The sequence below is a fragment of the Mesorhizobium sp. P160219 genome, from assembly GCF_057786095.1.
On sequence record NZ_JBYNWG010000001.1, the window covers coordinates 3,433,730 to 3,455,429 of the forward strand.

Annotated in this window: 18 protein-coding genes; 6 read left to right on the plus strand and 12 right to left on the minus strand. The window is 61.8% G+C overall.

The genetic code is table 11. From position 1 onward, the window contains the following. Positions 1-78: 78 nt before the first annotated feature. From AC3EMP_RS16675 to AC3EMP_RS16715, 9 genes are all read right to left on the minus strand, one after another. The gene (locus tag AC3EMP_RS16675) at positions 79-747 is read right to left on the minus strand and encodes a 4'-phosphopantetheinyl transferase family protein (protein WP_023712769.1); all 669 of its coding nucleotides are present in this window, start codon (positions 745-747) and stop codon (positions 79-81) included. Further along, positions 744-1,202 (minus strand): GNAT family N-acetyltransferase, encoded by a 459-nt coding sequence (locus AC3EMP_RS16680; protein ID WP_023697683.1) that lies wholly within the window; start codon positions 1,200-1,202, stop codon positions 744-746. Before AC3EMP_RS16680 ends, AC3EMP_RS16675 begins: the two co-directional genes overlap by 4 nt. After that, positions 1,202-5,296, minus strand: a complete 4,095-nt coding sequence (locus AC3EMP_RS16685) for a Pls/PosA family non-ribosomal peptide synthetase (RefSeq protein ID WP_352710141.1) — start codon at positions 5,294-5,296, stop codon at positions 1,202-1,204. Before AC3EMP_RS16685 ends, AC3EMP_RS16680 begins: the two co-directional genes overlap by 1 nt. A 307-nt stretch (positions 5,297-5,603) precedes the next feature. Then, on the minus strand, positions 5,604-6,794 hold the full coding sequence (locus AC3EMP_RS16690; protein WP_352710143.1) for an arabinose transporter: 1,191 nt from the start codon (positions 6,792-6,794) through the stop codon (positions 5,604-5,606). Between the two features lie 20 nt (positions 6,795-6,814). After that, the gene (locus AC3EMP_RS16695; protein WP_352710146.1) at positions 6,815-7,249 is read right to left on the minus strand and encodes a lipocalin-like domain-containing protein; all 435 of its coding nucleotides are present in this window, start codon (positions 7,247-7,249) and stop codon (positions 6,815-6,817) included. 57 nt (positions 7,250-7,306) lie between these two features. After that, the gene (locus AC3EMP_RS16700; RefSeq protein WP_023682961.1) at positions 7,307-8,323 is read right to left on the minus strand and encodes a zinc-dependent alcohol dehydrogenase family protein; all 1,017 of its coding nucleotides are present in this window, start codon (positions 8,321-8,323) and stop codon (positions 7,307-7,309) included. A gap of 24 nt (positions 8,324-8,347) precedes the next feature. Next, positions 8,348-8,743, minus strand: a complete 396-nt coding sequence (locus AC3EMP_RS16705) for a (R)-mandelonitrile lyase (RefSeq protein WP_023697679.1) — start codon at positions 8,741-8,743, stop codon at positions 8,348-8,350. A 19-nt stretch (positions 8,744-8,762) separates the two neighbouring features. Beyond that, positions 8,763-9,233 carry a cyclophilin-like fold protein gene (locus tag AC3EMP_RS16710; RefSeq protein WP_023697678.1) on the minus strand — a complete coding sequence of 157 codons (471 nt, stop codon included), beginning with the start codon at positions 9,231-9,233 and terminating at the stop codon, positions 8,763-8,765. Further along, the gene (locus AC3EMP_RS16715) at positions 9,230-10,420 is read right to left on the minus strand and encodes an MFS transporter (protein ID WP_352710149.1); all 1,191 of its coding nucleotides are present in this window, start codon (positions 10,418-10,420) and stop codon (positions 9,230-9,232) included. Before AC3EMP_RS16715 ends, AC3EMP_RS16710 begins: the two co-directional genes overlap by 4 nt. Positions 10,421-10,568: 148 nt before the next feature. Between AC3EMP_RS16715 and AC3EMP_RS16720 the strand changes: the two genes are divergently transcribed. Both AC3EMP_RS16720 and AC3EMP_RS16725 read left to right on the plus strand, forming a co-directional pair. After that, a complete protein-coding gene (locus AC3EMP_RS16720) occupies positions 10,569-11,462 on the plus strand; it encodes a LysR family transcriptional regulator (RefSeq protein WP_352710152.1) in 894 nt (297 codons plus the stop codon). An 18-nt stretch (positions 11,463-11,480) separates the two neighbouring features. Next, entirely contained in the window at positions 11,481-11,717 is a 237-nt protein-coding gene (locus AC3EMP_RS16725; RefSeq protein WP_352710154.1) for a hypothetical protein, read from the plus strand. A gap of 471 nt (positions 11,718-12,188) precedes the next feature. Here AC3EMP_RS16725 and AC3EMP_RS16730 read toward each other — a convergent pair whose 3' ends face one another. The 3 genes from AC3EMP_RS16730 to AC3EMP_RS16740 all read right to left on the minus strand — a co-directional run bounded on the left by AC3EMP_RS16730 (position 12,189) and on the right by AC3EMP_RS16740 (position 16,674). Continuing rightward, complete coding sequence (locus tag AC3EMP_RS16730) at positions 12,189-13,514, minus strand: hypothetical protein (protein ID WP_352460535.1); 1,326 nt, start codon at positions 13,512-13,514, stop codon at positions 12,189-12,191. A 46-nt stretch (positions 13,515-13,560) separates the two neighbouring features. Beyond that, positions 13,561-15,408 carry a Z1 domain-containing protein gene (locus tag AC3EMP_RS16735; protein ID WP_352460536.1) on the minus strand — a complete coding sequence of 616 codons (1,848 nt, stop codon included), beginning with the start codon at positions 15,406-15,408 and terminating at the stop codon, positions 13,561-13,563. Between the two features lie 72 nt (positions 15,409-15,480). Next, a complete protein-coding gene (locus AC3EMP_RS16740) occupies positions 15,481-16,674 on the minus strand; it encodes a hypothetical protein (RefSeq protein WP_352460537.1) in 1,194 nt (397 codons plus the stop codon). 544 nt (positions 16,675-17,218) lie between these two features. Between AC3EMP_RS16740 and AC3EMP_RS16745 the strand changes: the two genes are divergently transcribed. From AC3EMP_RS16745 to AC3EMP_RS16760, 4 genes are all read left to right on the plus strand, one after another. Beyond that, positions 17,219-18,274, plus strand: a complete 1,056-nt coding sequence (locus tag AC3EMP_RS16745) for a LacI family DNA-binding transcriptional regulator (RefSeq protein WP_352460538.1) — start codon at positions 17,219-17,221, stop codon at positions 18,272-18,274. A gap of 63 nt (positions 18,275-18,337) precedes the next feature. Further along, positions 18,338-19,576, plus strand: coding sequence for an ABC transporter substrate-binding protein (locus tag AC3EMP_RS16750; RefSeq protein WP_023689585.1), 1,239 nt, complete (start codon positions 18,338-18,340; stop codon positions 19,574-19,576). Between the two features lie 329 nt (positions 19,577-19,905). Continuing rightward, positions 19,906-20,826, plus strand: a complete 921-nt coding sequence (locus AC3EMP_RS16755) for a carbohydrate ABC transporter permease (protein ID WP_023705752.1) — start codon at positions 19,906-19,908, stop codon at positions 20,824-20,826. After that, positions 20,826-21,683, plus strand: a complete 858-nt coding sequence (locus tag AC3EMP_RS16760; RefSeq protein WP_023705753.1) for a carbohydrate ABC transporter permease — start codon at positions 20,826-20,828, stop codon at positions 21,681-21,683. The genes AC3EMP_RS16755 and AC3EMP_RS16760 overlap by 1 nt, the downstream gene beginning before the upstream one ends. Positions 21,684-21,700: the final 17 nt, after the last annotated feature.

The following is a 21,700-nucleotide window of genomic DNA, read 5'->3' on the forward strand; positions in this document are numbered from 1 at the left end:
GTGAGCCTTTTGCGACCGCTCTGCGAAAAAAAGCGCTTTGTTGAGCAGGCGTTGCTGTCGGGCGCTGGCCCATCGCGCTTAAAGGGGGGCGCTTCGGACACCATCGACAAACGCCAGAACGACCACACACGGAGCAACGCAGTAAACCAGTCTCGCTCTGCGGCCCGTCTTCGTCACAGCGTCGCTTGCGTCGAGATCGACGGTGATGTCCTCATAGCCCAGCACTTCGCCATCAAGCGGGTAGGCGGCCTTGTAGACAGCTTCCTTGGCGGCAAAAAGGATGCGACCGGCAAGATACAAGTCGGTTGCGTCGATCCGGTCAGCGGGGGCTGCAACCAGCGCGAAGATGTCGTCGGGCAGGGGCAAAGCGGGCTCGATATCGATGCCGAGCGAGGCGACGTGGGAGAGCGGCGCGACGGCCGCCACGGCCATCTCGTCGTCGTGAGCCAGCGACCCCGTTACTCCATGAGGCCATACCGGTGCGCCGGAGGAGCCGCGGAGGATAGCGACGTCGTTCAAGCCCATATCCGCCAGCAGCTCGTGCGCGATCCACCGCGCCGCGCCACTCGCCCGCCGCATCAGCGGCAGGCGTGACGGGATGGAGCGTGCTTCCTGCGGCAGCAAATGGTTCTCATCGCCTTCGCGGATCGTGCGGCATCCGATCCGAACGCCGGCCGGTGCCATGGCGGCCATCGCCGCCAGCAACTGCGCCGACAGGCTGGCACCGGCATCGAGCCGGCGCGTCATGGCTGTTCGCCCCGCAGAGCGAGGTCGGCGATCATTTCCCCGTCCTCGTCGGGCCCTTCTTCGACGAAACCGGCAGCGCGATAGAGGCGGCGTGCCGCTTCATTCCCAGGTTCGTAGCAGATCGAAACGTGGCTGATGTGGCCGAGCCGCATGATTTCATCCAGCACTTCGCGCAAAGCGGCCTTGCCGTAGCCTTGGCCCTGATGGACGCGATCGATCATGAAGCGGTAGATCCGCGCCTCGTCGTCGTCCTGCGGCGCCTCGTACATCAGGAAACCGACGACGCGATCCCCTGCCATGACGACGCGCGGCCGAGCGTCCCCGTCGCTTTCGGCTTCGTCCAGCGACTCCGCATTGCTGGCGACGAAATCCATCTGATCCGCAGCCAGTTCCAGAGCCGCGACCAGGGCCCGGTTGGCCCCGGTCACCGAAACGAGGCGGATGTCTGCGCTCATCAAGCCGTTGCCTTGACGCTATCCTCCGGCACCGGCGTGACGAAGCGATGCAGCTTGGCCGGGTTGCCCCGCCAGATCGAGTTGGGCTCCAGCTCTTCGCCCTTCATCACGAAGGAGTCCGCATCGACCATCGACCCTTCACCCATCACCACGCCGTAGTGGACAAAGGCGGACGGTCCGAGCGTGCAGCCCTTGCCGATACGGATGAAATCGGACTTGAACGCACCTTCTTCCAGCGAATGGGCCTGGATGACGCAGCCTTCGTTTAGCGTGACGTCGTCGCCGATCTCGACCAGCGAACGCTCGGTCAGGTTGCTGCCGCCATCATAGACCCGCCTGCCGACCTTGACGCCGAGCAGGCGCAGGATCATCGGCCGGAACGGCGTGCCGGCGAACAGGCGCACGATCGGCGAATCCGCCAGCTTCCAGTGGCGTTCGTGGCGCCAGAAGGTGACGTCGTAGATCGTCGTCATCTGCGGCTTTAACCGGCCAAAGCCAAGGCTTGCCCGCTCGACCAGAATGTAGAACGGAATGGTGATCGCCGAGGTCAAAAGCACGGCGGCGAACAGGGCGACCTCCGCCCATTCCGTATAGTAGTTCAGCGCCCGGTCCCAGATCGCCAGCGTGACGAACAGCATGACCCATTGCGTTGCCAGGAACAGAAGAATGGTCACCAGGTTGTGGCGGTTCTTGTGCGGGATGCGCCGGCGCCGGTCGGCCTCGTCGACGCCGGCTATAAGCTCCTTGTCGCGGTTCACCATGCGCGGGATTTCAAAGGCAGGCGAACCGAGAAGGCCGACATTCTGGCGCACCGGCCCGTCGATGGGGATCATCACCTTGGTGCCGAGCAGCACGTTGTCGCCGGTGCGGCCGTCCGGCGGATAGTAGATGTTGTTGCCGAGATAGTTGCGTTCGCCGATGCGCGTCGGCTCGAGCCTGAAGGCCGAGGCGGACTTGTGCATGTTGATCATGAACAGCCCGTCCGAGACCATGGTCTCGGTGCCGATCTCGCACAGAAGCGGGTTTTCGTGCTGCTGGTTGGAGCCGAAATTGGAGCCGGTCTGCACCACTCTGTTGAGGTTCCAGCCGATGGCGCGCATGTAGTGCACGATCGCCGAGCTGTCGCCGGCCAGGAGCCCGAGCACGCGGGAATTGCTGGCGAATTCGGCGACGGTCTGCAGCCAGTAGCGGAAACCGTAAAGCGTGTAGGTGCGGCCCGGCTTCAAGATCAGGCTCGTCAGGCGCGGCACCAGCGTCGCTGCCAGGAAAGCCGCCGCGATATAGCCGAAAAGCGTGACCGTGGTGCCGATTGCGACAAGGCCGATCGTCTCCTGATAGTCGTCGCCGACATATTCCCAGTAGCTGTGGAACAGGAGCGGCAGCGGGGTGACGAGGCCAAACAGGCCGACCAGCTGCAGCGCTTCATAGAGGAAGCGCCGGACCTGGTAAGGATTGACATTGCGCACCTTGCAATAGTCCGCCGTGGTCGGCACCGCCGGCGATCCATGCCAGTGCTCGCCGTCGGGAATGCTTTGCCCGCGATGCAGCGAGGACGAATGGCCGAGCTGGGCGCCGTTGCCGATCCTGGTGTCGATGTCGAGCGTGGAGCCGACGCCGACGAAGGCATCGCGGCCGATGGTCAGCGGCCCGGTGTGGATATAACCGGACTGGGCCCTGAAGCCGAGGATCATCGATTCCTTGCGCAGGATGGTGTTGGCGCCGATGGAAATAAGATCCGTGCAGACGGGCACGGACTTCGATTCGATGACGGCGTTTTTCCCGAGTTTGGTGCCGAGCAGCTGCAGATAGAGGCTGTAGAGCGGGCTGCCGCGGAACAGCACGACGGGTGCGGTGCGGATCAACGTCTTGACCACCCAGAAGCGGAAGTAGCGCACGCCCCAGATCGGAAACGCCTCGGCCTTCCAGCGGCCGATGAGCACCCATTTCGCCAGGACTGCAAAGCCCGACATGCCGAAGAACACGGCGGCCGAGAGCGCCACGCACCGGATATAGAGCTGCAGCGGATCGTCGAGCGCGTCATACATCCAGTTGAGGCCGTCATTGATCGCCCAGAGCGCCACGTAGCTGTAGAGGCCGTAGAACGAAAGCTGCGCCGCGCCGCAGGTCCAGTAGGCGAAATTCGAGGCCCGGCGGGTGAGGACCGGCTCGTTGGTTGCCGTCGTCATCTCCTCCGCTACCCCCAGATGCAGCGCCAGGCGCGCCACTGTGGGATAGAGATAGATGTCGCGCATCGACGTCGTCGCCCATTCCTTCCTGGTGCGCACGCGCGCGCAGAAATGCGCCATCAGCAAGGAGTTGGCGCCGAGATCGTCGAAGAAGTGATCCTCGACCGACACCGCGTCGAATTTCAGCACCGTGGCCAGCGCTTCCGCCAGGAAACGCTCGTCCTCATTGGCGGGCGGCACCATCGTGCGATCGGCCGAAAGCCGGATGCTCGTCGGCTTCGGCAGCTGGCGCAGGTCTACCTTGTTGGAGACGGTCATCGGGATGGCAGGCAGTTCCTCCAGATAGGCGGGCACCATGTAGTCGGGCAGCCGCCGCTTCATCGTCTGGGCGAGATCCGCACGGGAAACCGCCGCTACGCCGGTTTTAAGCGCGTAATAGGCAACGAGTTCGACGCGGCCGGGCTCGATCTCCCAGGTGGTCACGGCGGCCTGGGCGATCTCGGGCTGGTCGAGCAGCACCGCCTCGATCTCGCCGAGTTCGATGCGATATCCGCGAATCTTCACCTGCGTGTCGATGCGCCCGGCATACTCGATCTCGCCGCTATCGTTGATCCGGCCAAGATCGCCGGTGCGGTAGATGCGCTGCGACGGGTTGTTCGGCAGGCCGACGAAATCGGCGATGAATTTCTGGTCGGTCAGGTCCGGCCGGTTCAGATAACCGACGGCGAGCCCGATGCCGGCAATGCCGATCTCGCCCAGTTCACCGGGCTCGGCAAGTTGCGGCAGCGAAGCGTCGAGAATGACGATCGAGTAAGTCGGCAACGGCGCGCCGATTGTGACGGGACGGTCCGGCGTCAGCGCCCCCATCGTTGCGGTGACGGTCGCCTCGGTCGGCCCGTAGGTGTTGAGGATCTGCCGGCCCGGCTTCGACCAGCGCACCACCAGATTGTGCGGGCAGGCCTCGCCGCCCACCAAAAGCGTGCGCAGGCTGGGAACGTCCGATGTCATCGATGACAACAATGTCGGGCTGCAGGCCATGCAGGTGATGTCATGGAGGCGCAGGAAATCCGCCAGTTCCTCGCCCACCAGCGGCATCTGGCCAGGAGCCGGCACCACCGTCGCGCCGGCGACGAACGGCACCCAGATCTCTTCGGAGGAAAAGTCGAAGGCAATGGTCATGCCCTGATACACCCGGTCGCCCGGCCGGTAGCCGTAGGAGGCGGCCGCGACGTGTATGAAATTGACGAAGCTCTGGTGCGTGATGACCACGCCCTTGGGCTTGCCAGTGGTGCCCGAGGTATAGAGGATGTAGCAAATGTCGTCGGCCGCCTGCGGCTTCAGCGGCGCGGGCGACTGCGCGGAAATCTCGGCGGCGGCGCTGTCGATCAGCACATGGGGAACGGGCAGTTGACCGGCGCGCGACGCATAGGCGGCGATGGTGACGATCATGCTGACGGCGGCGTCTTCGATGATCAGCGCCATCCGCTCCTGCGGAAACGCGGTGGCCAGCGGCACGAAGGCAGCCCCCGCCTTCATCACCGCCAGCAACGCCACATAGGTCTCCGCCGACCGGTCGAGAATGAGCCCGACCCGGTGGCCCGGCCGCACGCCGTGCTTGATCAGCATGCGGGCGCACTGGTTGGCACGGCTGTTCAGCTCCTGATACGTCCAGACGCGCCCGTCGGAGATCACCGCCGGCAGTGCGGCAAACGTTACGGCGAGCTGCTCGAACACCGTATCGAGCCGCTCACCCGGCTGCCGGGCAAAGTCGGCGCCCGTCAGGACCTGGCCGTCCCTTGCCGGGCCGCGAGCGATCCGTGCCAGCGCATCGATGCTTGCCAGGCCGGTTTGGCTGATAGCCGTTGCCGCGTCGCTGTCCAGTTCGGCGATATCGAAGTCCATGTCCATACTCTTCTCGTCCCTGGCCGGGCATCGCCCGGCTGTTCATGCCGCCGCTCGAGGAGGCATTGTGCCGCCGCTGCGATTTTGTTGGTGGAGGGCTTCCAAAAAGGAAGAACCCGGAATCCCGACGGGGAAGCTTATGCCACCCGATCTTTTCGCCAGTTTCTCCGAACGGTTGAATTTTGTTTCTGGAGTGTGTCTGGGCGGGGATTTGCCGGGCCTCGTTGACCCTTGCGGGGCAGGGGTTCAGCCTCAGTGGCGGCCCGGAAAGAGACTATGAGCGAACCTCATGCGGACGGCGCCGGCGAGCTGTCTATAATGGAGCGCTACGGCGACCCAGCAGCAGAGCGATGCCCAACGCCGGAAGCGTCGCCGCCGCGACGGCGAAGAAGACGAATTGCAGCCCGGTCGACGCAGCGACCAGGCCGAGCGCCGGACTGCCGAAGCCGAGCGCCACGTCGAGGAAGACGGTGTAGAGTCCCATGGCCAGGCCGCGGCTGCGCGACGGAAGACGGCCTACGGCCTCGGCGCCGAGGCCGGGATAGACCAGCGAGTAGCCGAGGCCAGTCAGGCCCGCTCCGATCGCGGCGACAACAGGCCCGGTCGCAAGCCAGATCAGCATCAGCCCTGCCGCCTCGACCGCGACGAAGATCACAGCGACGCGTGCGCCCCCAAGCCTGTCGGGCAGGTGGCCGAAGCACAGCCTTGCCACGATCAGCGACGCGGCATAGGCCGTGAAGGGAAGCCATACCGGCTGCCAGCCCCGCTCGGCGAAGAGCAGGGCGCCGAAGCCCAGAATAGCACCATAGCCGAGGCTGCTGAAAGCAGCTCCGACGCCAGGAAGCCAGACCGCTTTCGCCACGCTCCTCCATGACTGCGGCACGCTGCCCGCGGCGGCGCCGGTGCCGCGCATCGGCAGGATGGCAAGCAGCGTCGCCAGCGGCAGGAGGATCGTCGCGAGCGCGATCGCGGTGAAACCGCTCGCTGCATAAAGCGCAGATCCGGCCGGCGCTCCCAGCGCGAGCGCCGCAAACATCGCCGTGCCCACCCAGGCTATGACTTTTCCTGAGTTCTGTCCGCCCGCAACGGAGAGGCCCCAGGCGACGCCGCCGGTGATGATGAAGCTCTCGGACGCGCCCAGTACCGCCCGTCCGGCGAACAGGGCCGATGCGGACGCTACCGGCCGGTCGAGCAATGCCAGCGAGCCGAGGTAAAATAGCCCGGCAAGGGCAGCGGCAATGAGGCCGAGGACGACGGCGCGCTTGCCGCCGCGTCCATCGGCATAGTTTCCAGCCCCGATGCGCGACAGCATCGAGGCGACGAACTGGCTGCCCGTCACCAGCCCGACTGCGAAGGGGCCGACGCCGAGCTGCAGGTGAAGATGCAGCGGCAGGACGGGTAGCGCCAGGCCGATCAGCAGGAAGCCGGCGAAGACGGCCGCCATGATCGGTACCAGCTCCGCCATGACGCCATCTCGGTCTGGAATCCGCGCCATTTTGGCCATCGGCAGCCCAACTGTTCGGATCAGTAGCGTTCGTAGGTCACGCGCCAGCCTTCGGCCGGGTTGTCAGGCGTGAGGACCAGTTTGTTGTCCGAGACCTCGAATTTGCGTTTCATGCTCTTGCCGACAAGGTTGCGGACCAGGGAGGACTCGATCGTGATGACGAAAGTCTTGTCCTGGTCGTTGATGGCGACCGGCCCGTAATAGGCTTCGTAGCCATTCGCCGTGTAAGGCGTGTCCGGCGCCTTGGGGTCGGGGTTCTGCGCCTGCACCGAGAGGGTGCCGGCCTCGGTGAAGATGACCTGGCCGGAATAGGGCACGGGCTTCAGGTTTCCCTCGGCGCCGGCCTCGAGCGAAATCATGCGCCATGCGCCGATGATCGGAGGCTCTTGCGAGAAAGCCGGCGTGGCGACCGAAAGGGCAAGCGCAAGGGCGGCAATCTTTAATCTCATAGTCATATGTCGTTGTTCCTTTTCTGAGTTGTGGGTGCGCACAGGCCGTCCGCCCGATCTTGCTCACACCGAAAGCATGACCTTGATGGCGCGACGCTCGTCCATGGCGCGATAGCCTTCAGCGACCTCGGCCAACGGCAGCTTGAGGTCGAAGACCTTGCCGGGCATGATCCGACCTTGCAGCACACGGTCCATCAGGTCGGGCAGGAAGCGGCGCACCGGCGCCGGGCCGCCCAGCATGCGTTTCTGGCCGAAGAATAGTTTTTGGCCGTCGAAGTTCACGCCGTGCGGCACGCCGACATAGCCGATGGTGCCGCCGGGGCGGGAGCAGGCCAGCGCCTGGTCGAAGGATTCTCCCGTGCCGACGCATTCCAGCACGGAGTCCGCGCCGACGCCCTTGGTGAGTTCCTTGATGAGGGCCACGCCTTCCTCGCCGCGCTCAGCGACGATGTCGGTGGCGCCGAACTCGCGGGCGAGCTTTTGGCGGCTGGCGTGCCGGCTCATGGCGATGATGCGCTCGGCGCCCATCTCCTTGGCCGCAAGCACGCCCATCAGGCCGACCGCACCGTCGCCGACCACCACCACCGTCGATCCTTCGCGGACCTCGGCTGCGTCGGCCGCATACCAGCCGGTGCCGAGCACATCGGACACCGCCAGCAGGTCAGGGATGAGGTCGGCCGGCGGCACCTCGGCGGTGGCGACCAGTGTGCCATCGGCCAAGGGTACGCGAGCGTAAGGCGCCTGCGCGCCCGACATGAACTCGCGCTGCACGCAAGACGACTGGAAGCCGAAGCGGCAATGCGGGCAGGTATTGTCCGAGAGGCAGAATGACCCGACGACGAACTGGCCGGGGCGGACCGTGCGCACCTCTGCGCCGACCTCGACGACGATGCCGCAATATTCGTGGCCCATATGCATCGGCCCCGCGACCGGCTGCAGCCCGCGATAGGGCCACAGGTCCGAGCCGCAGATGCAGCTTGCCGACAGCTTGATGATGGCGTCCGTCGGCCGCATGATTTTCGGATCGGCGATTTCCTCGCAGCGGATGTCGCCCGGTTTGTGAAGAACGGTTGCAAGCATGTTGGTTCCTTTCGAGGGGAGAGATCAGGCGCCGTAGTCGGCGTCGCTGACATGTTCCAGCCAGTCCACGACCTTGCCGTCCTTGACCTCCTGGAGGGCAATGTGGGTCATGGCGGTCCGAGGTGACGCGCCGTGCCAGTGCTTTTCGCCGGGCGCGAACCAGACGACGTCGCCCGGACGGATTTCCTCGACCGGGCCACCCTCGCGCTGAACTCGGCCGAGGCCGGAGACGACGATCAGCGTCTGGCCGAGCGGATGCGTGTGCCAGGCGGTGCGGGCGCCGGGCTCGAAGGTCACCTGTGCGCCTTGAACCCGCTCGGCGTCGAAGGGATTGAAGAGCGGATCGATCCGCACCGTTCCGGTGAACCAGTCAGGCGGTCCCTTGCCGGAAGGCCTGGTGCCGGCGCGAAGAATGTCCATGGTGATCTCCTTTGCGTCCTCAAATGCGCTCGATGCGAAGCGGGAATTTGCCGCGAATGTGCAGGGCCTGCTCGCCCTCGTCGAAGCGGCCAAGCCTGATCAGCCCGGGATGGCGGTAGTCGGCGTAGAACATGGCCAGGTTGCCCCAGGGCATGAAATAGCACAGGTCGTAGGGCTGCTCGTCGGCGAACGGACCGCTTCCCTCCTCGGTCAGCTTGCGCGGCAGATAGGCGATCTTCTCGTTATGGGCGTAATCCTCGATCTCGAGGTCGAGCGGCAGCATGGAGAAGAAGTCGCGCGCCGAGGGATTGTCGTAGAGCGTGGCGGTCATGGTGCGGCCGTTGAAAACCATCCTGATCTTCATGTCGGTGGGCTCCTGGCTGACGGGAGATTGGCCTTCCTGGCTGGCGGCTGTGCGAGGCAGTGCCGCCGCCGCGAGCGCGACGCCGAGCAATGTCCGGCGGCTGAGCGGCGCATGTTCGATCGTCATGGCAAAGACCTCCGGGCCATATGCGCTGCGGCAAGGGCGGCGAGCGCCGATCCGCAGAGCAGCAGCGCGCCCAGAGTGAACGGTGCCCACCAGCCGACCGTATCGAACAGCGTGCCGCCGATCGCCGCGCCGCCGGTGATGGCGAGCTGGATCACGGCTACCTGCAACCCGCCGCCGGCCTCCGCGTCGTTCGGCAAGGTTCGGCTGAGCCACGTGCCCCAACCAACCGGCGCGGCCATGCCGAAGAAGCCCCAGGCAACGAGCAGCAGCGCTGTGGGACCCGGGAGTGCACCGAAGGCGATGAGCGCGGCGGCCAGCGCAGCCATGACCAGCGGGATGACGGTGAGGATGCTGAACAGACGCGTGCGCAAAAGCCGGCCGACGCACCATGTGCCGAGCACCCCGGCCAGCCCCATCGCCAGCAGGACCGCCGAGAGGGCGGCGATATCGAGCCGGGTGACGTTCTCGAGGAAGGGCCGCAGATAGGTGAAGAGCGCGAACTGACCCATGAACAGCATCATGATCGACGCCATGCCGGTGGCGATGCGAAGACGGCCGAGCAGCGCCAGCGGGTTGCCGGCACGATTCCTGCGGCGCGGCGGCAGCGGCGGCAGGCTTGTCCATTGCCAGGCCAGCGCCAGGAGACCAAACGGCACGACGAGGAAGAAAGCGCCGCGCCAGCCGACATAGGCGCCAAGAAAACTGCCCAGCGGCGCGGCGATGGTGGCCGCAATGGCATTGCCGGCGTTCAGCATGGCGAGACCCTTCGGAACCATGTCTTGCGGCACGAGGCGCATGACGATCGCGGTCGACATCGACCAGAACCCGCCGATCGCGATGCCGAGCAGCGCCCGGCCGACCATGAGCAACGCGTAGTTCGGCGCGAAGGTGACAGCCAGACCGGACACGATGAGGAGGAAGGTGAAGCCGGTCACGACCAGTCGGCGGTCGATGTGGCGCGTGAGGCCGGCGACCAGCAGGCTGGTCACGACGGCGAAAGCGCCCGAAATCGAGATCGCCTGTCCCGCCCGGCCCTCGGTGATGCCGAGATCGGCCGCTAGCGGCGACAGCAGGCTGACCGGCATGAATTCCGACGCGATGAGCACGAAAACACACAGCGCCATCGACAACACCGCGCCCCATGCGGCGCGGTTTTCAACAAGCCTTGTGTCGTACGTCGTTTCCATGATTGGCATCCTGGCAAGGCGGCCGGATGGATCGGCCGCAAATCCCCGTCGCTGCCAGAAGATATTGCAGGGGAACCCATTTAAGTAGACTAAGCAATCCGCATGGACTTATCTGCTCATGATATGAATGTCCGGCGGGAGGTGCCCTATGCAGCGCGATGGCATGAAGGATCTGCTCTGGTTCGTGGCGGTCGCCAGGGAGCGCAGTTTCACCAGGGCGGCGGCAAAGCTCGGAACCTCACAGTCGACCCTGAGTTCGACAATCAAGGAGCTTGAAGCTCGCCTTGGCGTCCGCCTGCTGACGCGTACGACGCGGAGCGTCTCTCCGACCGAGGCCGGCGAGCGACTTTTCCAATCTCTCGTTCCCCGCTTCGAGGAAATCGAATCCGACCTCGCAAGCCTGGTGGCGTTTCGCGACAAGCCCTCCGGAACGGTCCGCATCACCCTGTCCGACCATGCGCTCCAGACGACCGTCTGGCCGAAGCTCCAGCCCTTGCTCAACGACAATCCCGACGTGCGCGTCGAGCTCTACAGCGACAACGGCATGAAGAACATTGTGGAGGAGCGCTTCGACGCAGGCGTGCGGCTCGGCGAGAGCATCGACAGGGATATGATCGCAGTGCGCATCGGGCCGGATTGGAGGCTCGTGGCCGTGGCTTCGCCGGACTACTTTTCCCGCCATCCGGTTCCGGCCGCGCCCCAGGACCTGGTCGATCACGACTGCATCAATATGCGGCAGGCGACGTTCGGCGGACTGTATGTGTGGGAATTCGCCAGGGACGGCCGCGACCTTCGTGTGCGGGTGGAAGGCCAACTCACCTTCAATTCGTCCATTCCCATGATCGAGGCTGCGACAAGCGGTTTCGGGATCGCCTATGTCCCGGAAAACCTCGTCAGCCACCACATCGCCGAGGGACGCCTCAGGCTCGTGCTTGACGACTGGAGCCCGCCATTTGCCGGCTATCACCTCTACTATCCGAGCAGGCGACAGCTCTCCCCTGCGATGGCGGTGATCATCGACGCGCTCCGCCATCGCATCTGACCGCAGGGACTGTTTGGATTGAAGCTGACATTGGCAAATGGCAGGTTCTACCTGGGCATCGCCCGGCTGTTCATGCCGCCGCTGCAGCAGGCACTGCGCCGCCGCTGCGATTTTGTTGGTGGAGGTCCAAAAAAGGAAGAACCCGGAATCCCGACTGGGAAGCTTATGCCACCCGATCTTTTCGCCGGTTTTTCCGAACTGTTGAATTTTGTTTCTGGAGTGTGTCTGGGCGGGGATATTGCCCGGCTCTTGTGACCCTTGCGGGGGGCGGCGGCCCTCCGTAGCTCAAGGGAGAGAGAGAGCGAGCCTCATGCAGACGGCGCCGGCGAGGCAGGCCAGGGCGCAGCCCGATTTTCTATCGCTTGCAGCAGAGCCGATTTTCGCGCTCATGGAGGTGCTGACGTATATTTTCAGAGGCTAGGCAGCCATGCTTTGCATGGGCGGGTCCTCGCCGCTCAGCGGCACGGTGCCGGTGTGCCTGCTGGTAAGCGCCTTTCATCTGGCGCCCTGGCTGAAGTTGCGGCGGCAACGCAGCGTACGTCGGGCGTGATATGGCGTTCGGCCGACGAGGTTTTCCTAAGATGCGGTCAATAACATGTTCGGCGCCTGCGGCCGATCATCGTCAACAGCCAGTTCACCCAACCGGCGACGTCGAAAATTCGGGCGCTCGATTCGTGTGATCCCTCTGGCGTTGCCCCAATGGCGGATACCGACCTTATTTGTCAGTCATTGTGCAGGATCGATCAGTCCTGCCCTAGGCGATGACCAAGGCTGCACCCCTGTAGTATCGGCGGCTACGGCGACGGTAAATGGACGCCCAGTTTCGACGAGGTCCCTCACGATCGGACGAAGTAGCGCTGATTGATAGATGGAGGTGCCGATCCAACCATTTGCAACCAAGGAGATGAAGCTCGTGTTGTCAAAATATCGACCAACGTTCTCGAACGTTATCAACCTACCACCACGTGATCCAACCTTGCGCGAGTCGGCTTCGAGCAGATTCCAGAAATCCAAAGGCAGGTACATCCCTTTTATCAACCCAGTTTCGCCAGCCTCGAAATCAATTCTGGGACAAAGCTTTATGAAGAAAGGGTTCTCTAAGAGCCGAAAGCCCTCGGGAAGATCGTTGGGCCTGCAGGATTGCAGGGCGCCTAGGTGAACCTTCATTCGACCGATTTCCTCCGAAAGCTTTCTATCCGGCAGCCGGAAGATTGCCGTGTTATTCTCGCCCATTTCCATTGCTTTGTACTGAATGATGGTAAAGGCGCCTAACGTCTCGTTGTAATAAATTAGATCACCGCCCAATTGCTCTTCAATTGCCAAGTGGTTTGCCAAAACGACGGTCAGGCGCGTGTTGCCGTTCTCAAAAACGGCTGCCGACCTAGCTACGGTTCTCACATACTCGAAACCCGGAACATTGGTCATGTCGTTCATGACCATTGCATCTTCACGCAGTCTGACCTGAGGTAGACCATCGAGGAAGGAACTACCGGGTCTATGCGGCAGCGACCAGTCCCGAAGTTCGTCCCGATCGATGCCGGCAAACGATAGAGCCGCCGCAACCATCTCCTTTTCAACGGCCAAGGCATGCTTTTCCCGCCGCGATAGTGCATTGATGCGGCCCCAATCCTGCGCAAACCTTTCGATCTGCCTAGCGAGACTGGGGTTCAACGACCGAATTGCTTCAGTGAGAATGGTTGCGGCTTCGTCCGCGATGAGACCACTACTGCGGAGGCGCTCCTGGACCCTTCGTTGGAAGCGAGGTGAAATCAATTCCACTAAATGGGCAGTTCGGATTTCCGTGTCTAGTCGCCGAAGGTCCCGTACATTAACGCGCTTGGATCCCTCAGCCGCTTTATTCCCAACAAATAGGGAACCGAAGTGAGTAATGCGTCCATTTTTGAAACTCATGAGGCATGGAAGTGACGGACCGCCGCGGCGATGTAGATCATCATCGACAGCTTCCGCAAAATACCCGTTTCGGTCCACGGCCTCGAGCAGTTGCTCGCCGCGTTTTCCGATAGCACGAATAAAATAAATCTCGGTCTTCATGTTTGTGGGCGATGACTACGAAATTGCCGAGTTGATTGACATGACCCTATACAGCTTGCTTGGTAAAGGTGGAGTCCTTGATTTTGAAGAACACACGCGCCTTTGCGGAAGAGTTGCGGATAATTCTCACGTGATGAATTCCGTCTGGAAATTTCACTGGTTCGAGCTGGTTGTTGCCTAGAAAGCCTTGCCGACGTTCAATTTTGTCCATTACCTCGCCCTGATAACGCTGAAGCTGATATGAGGTGTGGATAGCCAACTTCCCCTGATCGTCATACTGCTGGAGAAATTCGATCAGATACGAGGGCAACCCTTCCTCCCCCACGATTTGCTGCATAGCAGTCAACGAAGTGATTGAATGGGGCGCTGCTGCCGCTATGTCATCCAATTGCGGGTCCCATGCAAACATTGCAAATGACATTTCGCCCTTATCAACTTGAACTGTAGTCTGATCTATGCTTGAGGGTGCGGCGACGGCGATCCGCTTGTCTCCAACCCATGCTGGAGCTTGCAGCTTGTTTTCGATCGATCTCAACGACAAGCGATGGAAAACGAAACAGCGCTGCCAGTCGTTATAGAGAGCCTGTGGTATCGAAAGTTCGAAATGTTTCAGATACTTGTTGCGGGCACCAAACATTCGAGCGCGCTGGATATAAGTATCCTGCTGCAGTTTATTGGCCACGTTACGAGTAAAGAACATTGATAGTAGATTATCAAACGTGACGCCTCGCGAGACGATGTTGCCGCCAACGTAAAAGGTAAATGGCGAACTCGGTTTGGTTGCGCTGCCGGTTAGCGCATTCCTGTCTCGGGTGCTATTCAGCACGAAGAGTCTGGATTTTGAGATGTTTCCGATGACATAGGCTGCTAGTGCATTGGCGGAATCAGCCGGATAAAGTTGCTTTGCAGCATCGAACGCTTCCTTTGCTAGTGCCTCGAATACGGGCCCCGCATGGCCACGTAAATCCTGAATAAGCTTTTCGATTGTAGCGGTGTCGACTTCGTGCTGGGCCTTCTTGCCACTGGTATGGAAAAGCATTGAATAATTATCTGATGCATCGCCTTGGTTGAGATGTGCCACGGTTACACAGAAGCGGATGATCGCGCTGCGCGCTTCTGTCTCGCTCCCACCGTTTGCGAGCCATATCCTACGAAAATCAACTGGAGCTTCCAGGTTCTGCGGAAAGAACGTATCTTGACCTGTATAGTAGGTGTGGGCGGGGAAGCGCACCCAATGCTCAGGCTTGTTGTCGAAGGTATGGTTGAGATTGAGGCGGGCAGGTGTGGCAGTAACCCCAATGTAAATGCCACTCTTGCCGATCAATGTATCAATGTAATCATTGATTGGCGTTTTCGTTCCAGAATTAATTCTCGAGTTGGGCGACGCGAAATCGGCTTCATCGTCAATGACGACAACCGAGTCCACACTCTGCCCCTTTTTCCGAGCGTCATCGATTGCTTCTAGCAAAGCCGCCAAATTGCGTCCATTTTTCTTGCAGAAGATGATGGTTTCTTGGTCGAAGATGCCCTTCTTAATCGCCTCTACTGAATTTATGGGAGCTGGCGACAAGCCGGATGTGCTAAAGCGGTCCAGGTTTTGGGCCAGAAGATCCACACTGTCGTTCATCAGGTGGACAATAACCTTGTTTCCATCATCCAGGAGCTTTGCAGTCAGGCAGATCATCATCTCGGTCTTCCCACTCTGAGGATCGCCGTAAATGACAAAGGCAGTTTTGCCACCGCCCGCCAAATTCTTCAAAGAGCCTTCGACCGCTTCCTTCACAAATTCCGACTGCAGCCCTTTGCTTATCATTGCATCGAGTTGCTTTTCGTAGCGGTTCTTCAGTGAAGCAGCGCTCTTGATAGCCTCAAGGTCGAATTGCTCATCGTCCATACCATCTCCTGCCTGCCATAAATGAATGTAAGGACTAATTCAGTTACAATTACATGCAGAAACAAAACAAGGCTACGCGTTTCGGGTAAATGTTTGGATGACCTCAGTTCTCATCCGTTTCGCCAACTTATCGCTTGTAAGCGGTAGATATCTGCTCGCGTTTGGTAATTCGCGTTCGGACTGTGCAATCAAAGAAAGGCCTGCCTGTGCTGCGGATGCTGCAACAGCATTCGAATTGCCAACATAGCATCCGCGTAAACACGAATTTCCTACGATGAAGGTTGCCTGTCCTCCAAACTTTAGTACCCGAGAAATCTCCGCGAGCAGACTCCGGATATCCTGAACGTAGCGGTCGATCATATTCTGGAAGCGAGGAGGGAGACGTTCAATGTCACCGATGGAGCGCCGGACGACGGTAAAGGCCTCGGCCTCGTCCTTGGTATCTGGGCTGCGCTCTGTACCTATACCGTTAGATCTAATTGTTCGCAGATCGCCGAGCTTGTGGCCCAGCCATATGAGCGACAATCGATGGCCGCGCAGATAGTCGATCGCATTGAGATAGGGTGGAGATGTCAACACCGCGTCGACACTGCCATCTTTCAATTTATCCATGCGCCTGGCATCGCCGAGTCCGACGTAAACGTTCCCCGACGGCGGTGCTGCCGAAAGACGAGCGCGTATTAGTCCAATAGATTTCGCTAGCCCTTCGGAGACATTGTAGTTGGTTTCGTCGGTAACTTTGTGTGGTCGGCTATGCGAAACGTCCCGGGCAAGAGACGCGCCAGAGTCCTTGGTGATGATGATGCGGCTTAAGGCGAGGCGCATCAAGTCGATGGAGTGTTTTTGATCCTCTGCTGTTGCGGAGCGTTTCCAATCTTCAAGTAGGTAGCAAAACTTTCGAAGTTCGACGCGCTGGCGATCACCGAACCAGTATTTGCTAAAGGCGAGTGTTTCCGGGTCGCTGTCCATCCAGTCCAGCACGATTTCATCCGGATCGAGCTCCTTTGCCCTCGCAAAGAGCTTGGTAGACATCTCCGATACGAGACTGTCATCTACTGGCGTGGTCCAAATACGGGTCATCAATACCGCCAAGGGATCCACGTCGAAACCGAGAGCCGTGTGGCCGAGATCCGAAGCCTGCCGGCAGACGGTCCCCGAACCGATCATTGGATCGAGAACGACGCTCCCCACGGGCAAGCCCGACAAGGCGTCCAGTGCGATCTCTGGCGCCATGCGAGCGGGAAATGGGTGAATCGGTTTGGTCATGTTGGCTGCTTGCCTTGTATCCGCGTTGGCAGGGTCTGTCCCCTCCTCAGAAATGCTTTATTTGTTTATCCACAGTAATTTGGATGGGTCTTCTCCTAGAGGCAAATACATCTACCTTGGAATACGCCTAAGAAATAGAAAAATCATTAAGTAACTAGTTATTCGTGCGGCTTCTTGCTCCTTCGGTGGGTTCTCCGCTGAGACGGTGGCAGTGATTCCATCGAGGAACGAAACCGGCGGCAAAGTTTCCGAAAGCCAATCAATACGCCGGAACAGGCACATGCTGAGTTCGTGCAGGCTCGGCCCGCCATGACTCGATGGTCCCCGTGTGGCGCTAGGCAGTCGTTAATGGGTGGCCGCTTCGTAGACCCGCCCACACCTCACCATTCTCCACCATCCCCACTTGCCATCCCCAAATTCTCATCCTAATCTCTCTTGAGAAAACGTTTTCCCAAACCTCGCAATACTCGTCGTTCGCCCATCTCGACACGCCGCAGCCCTGTAAGAGAAAACCTTTTCCCAACCGAGGACCGACATTCCAACAATGGCCTCCGACACGCCACCACCCGCCAAACAACCCGTCACGCTGCGTGAAGTGGCGGCGATGGCTGGCGTCAGTGTGGCCACGGCATCGAAGGCGCTGAACGGGCAGGGGCGAATGACTGCCGAGACGCGGCAGCGCATTCGCGAGACGGCACAGCGGCTCGGCTTTCGCCCCAACAGCCTGGCGCAGAGCCTGCTGCGGCGGCGCTCCTTCACCGTCGGGCTGTTGACCAATGATACCTATGGCCGCTTTTCGCTGCCGGTCATGTCGGGCATTTCGGATGCGCTGGTCGACGCCGGTGTCTCGGTGTTCATGTGCAATGTCGAGGACGACCCGCGGCTGGCGCAGCTGCATGTCGAGGCGATGCTGGACAAGCGCATCGACGGCATCATCGCCAGCGGCAAGCGCATCGACCGCCATCTGCCGGTCGACCTCGCCAATCTCGGCGTGCCCGTCATCTACGCCTTCAGTCAGCCCGATCCCGGCGCCATCGCCTTCGTCTCCGACGATGCCGGCGGAGCGCGGCTGGCGGTCGAGCATTTTTGCCGGCTCGGGCGTCGGCGCATCGCCCATGTCAGCGGTCCCGCCAGTTTTGCCGTGGTGAATGAGCGGGCACAGGCTTTTCGCGATGTGCTGGCCGCCCACGGCCTGCCGGTCACCGAGCCCTTGCTCGGCTCGTGGTCGGAAGCCTGGGGGCATGAAGCCGTCGGAAAGCTGTTCGACGGCCCAACGCTCTTCAACAAGAAGGGAGCGAGACCCGACGCCGTGTTCTGCGGCAACGACCAGATCGCGCGCGGCGTCATCGATGCGCTGCGCGAGCGAGGCTTAGACGTGCCTGGCGATGTCGGCGTCGTCGGCTTCGACAATTGGGAGATCGTGGCCGAGGCGACCCGCCCGCCGCTGACCTCGGTCGACATGAACCTGGCAGCGCTCGGCCGCGAGGCCGGCCTCACACTGCTTTCGCTCGTCGGCGGCCAACCGGCCGCGCCGGGCATTCGAAAACTGCCGTGCCGGCTGGTGGTGCGTCAGTCTTGCGGCCGTCCGCCGGACGGCTAGGAGAACGCGCGGCGCGATCTGCGCCGCAACAGGGAGGAGAACAAAACCATGAGGAGGAAAACCATGAAGACTGTGATTACCGGGTTTGCGCTCGCCGCGAGCATCATTGCCTTGCCTGCAATGGCCGCCGACACCGCCAACATCTGGGTTCGCGCCGACGGCTCGAACTTCATGCCGCGCATCGTCGATGCCTTCAACAAGGGCCATGAGAACCAGGTCAAGCTGGACATCATTCCCAATGCCGAGATCATCCCGAAATATGGCGCCGCCGCCGCCGGCGGCACGGCGCCCGACGCGCTGTCGCTCGACCTGATCTACACGCCGTCCTTTGCTGCCGCCGGCCAGCTCGAAGACATCACCGACTGGGCGAAATCGCTGCCCTATTTCGCCAGCCTGTCGCCGGCGCATGTCAAGACCGGCACCTACAAGGACCACATTTACGGGCTGCCGTTCTCGGCCGACGCCTCGGTGCTGATCTGGAATAAGAAACTGTTCAAGCAGGCGGGGCTCGATCCCGACAAGGGGCCGGCCAACTGGGCCGAGATCGAGGCCGATGCCGAAAAGGTCAACGCGCTTGGCGGCGACATCAAGGGCTTCTACTTCTCCGGCAATTGCGGCGGCTGCAACATCTTCACCTTCACGCCGCTGATCTGGGCCTCGGGCGGCGACATCCTCTCCGAGGACGGCTCGAAGGCGACGCTCGACAGCCCGCAGCTGCGCGGCGCCATCGACCTCTACCGCTCGATGGTCAAGAAGGACCTGGTGCCGGCCGGCGCGCAGACCGACACCGGCGCCAATTTCTTTGCCGCCTTCGCCACCGGCAATATCGGCATTTCGCCGTCCGGCGCCTTCGCCATCGGCGCGCTCAACACGCAATATCCGGATATCGACTATGGCGTCACCTTCCTGCCGGGCAAGGACAGCGGCTGGTCTTCGTTTGCCGGCGGCGACAATTTCGTCGTCACCAAGGGCACCAAGAAGCTCGCCGTGGTGAAGGAGTTTCTCGACTTCGCCTATTCGCTCGAAGGCCAGACCATCCTGGCCAAATACGGCAGCCTGCCGGTGCGCGGCGACATCGCCAAGGAGGCGCTGAAAGATCTCGATCCGCGCTACCAGATCGCCGCCGAAGCCATGGCCAAGGGCCGCACGCCCTATTCCGTGGTGTTCAACGACCTGATCAACTCGGCCAACGGTCCGTGGACGCAGATGATCAACGAGGTTGTCTTCGGCGACGACGTCGATGGCGCCATCGCCAATGCACAAGAGACCATGCAGTCGATCATCGACCAGGCGCAGAAATAAGGACTGGCCGGCGGCGAGGGCGCATGACGCCCCTGCCGTCGCAGGTCCTGATCCGGCCGCCCGATCCGTCTCCCTGGACGGGCGGCCGGCGCTCCTTACCCTCCCACTTGTGGGGAGGGTCGCTGCGCAGCAGCGGGGTGGGGGAGGTGTGTCCCACCGCCCTACGAGATCCAACGGAAGAGCAGCATGACCCCTGGCATTCTCAATCATCGCACCGACGCCCTACCTCTCCCTTGTGGGGAGGTCGGACCGCAGGTTCGGGTGGGGGGCCGGCGCCGCACCCCCACCCCGCTGCTGCGCAGCGACCCTCCCCACAAGGGGGAGGGTAAATGACCGCCATCACCACCACCCCGCCACGCGCCAGAAAACTCGTCGGCGCCGGCCGCCGGCAGTGGATCGGCCTGCTCTATGTCGCGCCGGCCGTGGCGCTGGTCGTCGTCTTCTTCATCATCCCGCTCGGCATGACCGCGTGGATGTCGCTGCACAACTGGCCGCTGATGGGCGAGCATTTTTATATCGGCTTCGACAATTACCGGGCGATCCTGCGCGATAACCGTTTTTGGAACGCGCTGAGCTTCACCGCCTACTACACCGTGATCGTCACCATCGTGATCTTCGCCGTCGCCTTTCCGCTGGCGCTGTTCATCGAAAAGCCCAGGCGGCTGACCGGCTTTTACCGGACATCCTTCTTCATGCCGGCGGTCGTCGGCTTCGCCTCGGCCAGCCTGCTGTGGTCGTGGCTGCTCAATGTCGATTCCGGCCTGTTCAGCCCGGCCGCCTACGATTTCGGCCTGACCGCGAAAAAGTTCAACCTGTTGGCGACGTTCCAGCCGGCCTTCTGGTCGATCATCGCCATGGTCGTGTGGAAGGTGGCGGGCTTCACCATGATCATCCTGATGACCGGCCTGCAGTCGATCCCGACCGATCTGCAGGAAGCGGCGATGATCGACGGGGCAGGGCCGTTCGCGCGCTTTCGCGCCATCACCCTGCCGCTGATGCGCCGCACGCTGGCGCTGGCGCTGATCCTGTCGATCGCCGGCTCGATCCTCGCCTTCGACCAGTTCTACATCATCCTGCGCGGCGGCCCGCGCAACCAGACGCTGACCGCCGTGTACTGGATTTTCAACCAGTCCTTCGTCTCGTTCAAGCTCGGCTATGGTGCGGCGCTGTCGATGATCCTGCTGGCCATACTGGTGGCGCTCAGCCTGGTTCAGCTCTGGCTGCTGCGCAAGCCGGAGGGCATCGACTGATGGCGCAGGCAAGAAGCCGCAGCAGCCGCCTCTGGCTCAGGATCGCCGAGCATTCGACCGGCATGATCGCCTCAGTGCTGTTCATCGCGCCGATCGTCTGGGCCGTGCTGTCGACCTTCAAGCCGGCCCAGGAGGCGCGCCAGCCGCCGCTGCCGCCATGGCCGACGACCGGCTTCTCGGTCGAGAACTACCGCACGCTCGACACCTTTGGCGACGGCCTCTGGCTGCCGGCGCAAAACAGCCTCTATGTCGCCTCGATGACGGTGATCCTGTCGGTGATCGTCAGCGTGCTCGCCGGCTACGGCTTTTCGCGCTTCCGCTTTCCGATGAAGGATGTGCTCTTCATCGTCATCCTGTCGACGATCATGATCCCGTTCCAGTCGATCCTGACGCCGATCTTCCTGGTGCTGACCAAGGTCGGCCTGCACAACACGCTGACCGGGCTGGTCCTGGTCTACGTCACGCTGCAACTGCCGTTCTCGATCTTCATGATGCGCAACGCCTTCGACGCGGTGCCGCGCGAGATCGAGGAGGCCGCGCGCATGGATGGCGCCAACAACGTCACCATGCTGTTGAAGGTGATGCTGCCGCTGGTCTGGCCGGGCATCGTCACCATCGCGCTGTTCGCCTTCCTCGGCGCCTGGAACGAATTCCTGGCCGCACTCGTGCTGATGACCGACCAGTCCAAATTCACGCTGCCGATCATGATGACCGCACTTCAGTCGGGCCGCTTCGGCGCCATCGACTGGGGCGCGGTGCAGGCGGGCGTCACCGTGATGATGGTGCCGTGCCTGGTGCTCTTCCTGTTGCTGCAGCGCTTCTACATCCGCGGCCTGATGGCCGGCGCGGTGAAATGACCCGCCGTGAAATGACC